This is a genomic window from Pseudomonas sp. 18.1.10, assembly GCF_024655625.1.
Taxonomy (GTDB): domain Bacteria; phylum Pseudomonadota; class Gammaproteobacteria; order Pseudomonadales; family Pseudomonadaceae; genus Aquipseudomonas.
The window spans coordinates 1-2,579 of the sequence record NZ_JANLGL010000401.1 but is presented as its reverse complement, the minus strand read 5'-3'; the positions used below and the strand labels follow the sequence as shown (position 1 = coordinate 2,579).

Below are 2,579 nucleotides of genomic sequence, written 5' to 3'. Positions count from 1 at the left end.
GTCAGCCACACATGAGTTGACTGACCCACCACATTCGCGAGCAAGCCCGCTCCCACATTGGATCTGCGCCACTTTACGTCCTGCGCCCATTACACGCTTCCCGGAGTTTTCCCATGACGGCCCATGCCGACCTTTCGCCGACCCTTCAACTTGCCATCGACCTGATCCGTCGCCCCTCGGTGACGCCGATCGACGCCGATTGCCAGAAGCTGATGATGCAACGCCTGGGCGACGCCGGTTTTGCGCTTGAGCCGATGCGCATCGAAGACGTGGACAACTTCTGGGCCACCCACGGCAAGCACGAAGGCCCGGTGCTGTGCTTCGCCGGTCACACCGACGTGGTGCCCACCGGCCCGGTGCAGGCCTGGCAGAACGACCCGTTCGACGCGTTGATAGACGACAACGGCATGCTCTGCGGCCGTGGCGCGGCGGATATGAAAGGCAGCCTGGCGGCGATGCTGGTGGCTTCCGAGCGTTTCGTGCGCGACTACCCGGACCACAAGGGCTCGGTCGCCTTCCTCATCACCAGCGATGAAGAAGGCCCGGCGCACCACGGCACCAAGGCGGTGATCGAACGCCTGGCCGCGCGCAAGGAGCGCCTGGACTGGTGCATCGTCGGCGAACCGTCGAGCACCACGCTGGTGGGCGATGTGGTCAAGAACGGCCGTCGCGGCTCCCTCGGCGCCACCCTGACCGTACGCGGCGTGCAAGGCCACGTGGCCTACCCGCACCTGGCGAAGAACCCGATCCACCTGGCCGCACCGGCCCTGGCCGAACTGGCCGCCGAGCATTGGGACGACGGCAACACCTTCTTCCCGCCGACCAGCTTCCAGATCTCCAACCTGAACTCCGGCACCGGCGCCACCAACGTGATTCCCGGTGACCTGACGGCGGTGTTCAACTTCCGCTTCTCCACCGAGTCCACCGTCGAAGGCCTGCAACAGCGCGTCGCGGCGATCCTCGACAAGCACGGCCTGGACTGGCACGTGGAATGGGCGCTGTCGGGCCTGCCGTTCCTCACCGAACCGGGCGCGTTGCTGGATGCGGTCTCGGCCAGCATCAAGGCGATCACCGGGCGTGAAACCAAGGCGTCCACCAGCGGCGGCACCTCGGATGGGCGTTTCATCGCCACCCTCGGCACCCAGGTGGTTGAGCTGGGCCCCGTCAACGCGACGATCCACCAGGTCAACGAACGCATTCTGGCCAGCGACCTCGACGTGCTGACCGAAATCTACTACCAGACCCTTATCAAGTTGCTCGCCTGATGCTCGCTTGCCCCCTCTGCAGCGCCCCGCTGAACGCGGTGGACAATGGCGTCGCGTGCCCCGCCGGGCACCGTTTCGACCGCGCGCGCCAGGGTTATCTGAACCTGTTGCCGGTGCAGCACAAGAACAGCCGCGACCCGGGCGACAACCTCGCCATGGTCGAGGCGCGCCGTGACTTCCTCAACGCCGGGCACTACGCCCCGGTGGCCAAGCGCCTGGCCGAACTGGCCGCCGAACGTGCCCCGGCACGCTGGGTGGACATTGGTTGTGGCGAGGGTTACTACACCGCACAAATCGCCGACGCTTTGCCCCAGGCGGACGGCTATGCGCTGGATATTTCCAAGGAAGCGGTCAAGCGCGCGTGCAAGCGCAACCCGGCGCTGACCTGGCTGATCGCCAGCATGGCCCGGGTGCCATTGGCGTCAGGCAGCTGCCAATTTCTCGCCAGCGTGTTCAGCCCCCTGGACTGGGAAGAGGCCAAGCGCCTGCTCAGCCCTGGCGGCGGCCTGATGAAAGTCGGCCCGACCACCGGCCACCTGATGGAACTGCGCGAGCGCCTGTACGACGAAGTGCGCGAGTACACCGACGACAAGCACCTGGCCCTGGTGCCGGAAGGCATGAGCCTGGCCCACAGTGAAACCCTGACGTTCACCCTGAGCCTGGCCGACCCCAAGGATCGCGCAAACCTGCTGGCCATGACCCCCCACGGCTGGCGCGCCAGCGCCGAAAAACGTACCGAAGTGATCGAGGCGGCCGAGCCACTGTCTGTCACCGTGTCGATGCGCTACGACTATTTCGTGCTTCAATAACCGACTTTTCCGCGAATGGATTTTTAAAATCCCGCAACGAGGAACATCCATGCGCCAACCCGATATCGAGATTTACCTGAAGGACGCCGACGTCGACTACAAAGCCGTCGCCGCCTGGCTGGGCGCCGCCCTGGGCCCGTGCACCGACTGGGTCCAGAAAGGCCAGACCTACAAGTGCAAGGCCGGCAACGTGCCCGTCACCTGGCTGCCCAAGGCTGTAGGCAAATGGAACAGCCTGTACCTGGAAAGCGACCAGACCCCGTGGGACGACGACATCGCCTGCGCCCGCGCCGCGTTTGCTGCGCTGAACGTGGAAGTGCGCTGCGCGCCGGGGACGTGGGTTGAGGAAGAAGGTGAGGAAAGCGCGGATCGCTGGATGCGCATCAGCGCGGATGGTGAAGAAGAAATCACCTGGAAAACTGCATAAACCCTGAGTTGTGAACCCAATCAACTGTGGGAGCGGGCTTGCTCGCGAAGGCGGCGGATCAGTCAACATCTATTGTGA

At 64.8% G+C, this 2,579-nt stretch carries 3 protein-coding genes; all 3 read left to right on the top strand.

Annotation, left to right across the window (positions count from 1 at the left end; genetic code table 11):
- Positions 1 to 113 precede the first annotated feature (113 nt).
- Genes dapE through NUV89_RS29105 form a run of 3 tightly spaced genes read left to right on the top strand, consistent with a single transcriptional unit; the run spans position 114 to position 2,501 of the window.
- Entirely contained in the window at positions 114 to 1,265 is a 1,152-nt protein-coding gene (gene dapE / locus NUV89_RS29115; RefSeq protein ID WP_257784031.1) for a succinyl-diaminopimelate desuccinylase, read from the top strand.
- Positions 1,265 to 2,074, top strand: a complete 810-nt coding sequence (locus NUV89_RS29110) for a putative RNA methyltransferase (protein ID WP_257784030.1) — start codon at positions 1,265 to 1,267, stop codon at positions 2,072 to 2,074. The genes dapE and NUV89_RS29110 overlap by 1 nt, the downstream gene beginning before the upstream one ends.
- A 49-nt stretch (positions 2,075 to 2,123) precedes the next feature.
- Positions 2,124 to 2,501 carry a hypothetical protein gene (locus NUV89_RS29105; RefSeq protein WP_124526044.1) on the top strand — a complete coding sequence of 126 codons (378 nt, stop codon included), beginning with the start codon at positions 2,124 to 2,126 and terminating at the stop codon, positions 2,499 to 2,501.
- Positions 2,502 to 2,579: the final 78 nt, after the last annotated feature.

Bases quoted from the DNA above. Each gene is read 5' to 3' on its own strand.
- dapE (WP_257784031.1), top strand. From the start codon at position 114: ATGACGGCCCATGCCGACCTTTCGCCGACCCTTCAACTTGCCATCGAC.
- NUV89_RS29105 (WP_124526044.1), top strand. From the start codon at position 2,124: ATGCGCCAACCCGATATCGAGATTTACCTGAAGGACGCCGACGTCGAC.
- NUV89_RS29110 (WP_257784030.1), top strand. From the start codon at position 1,265: ATGCTCGCTTGCCCCCTCTGCAGCGCCCCGCTGAACGCGGTGGACAAT.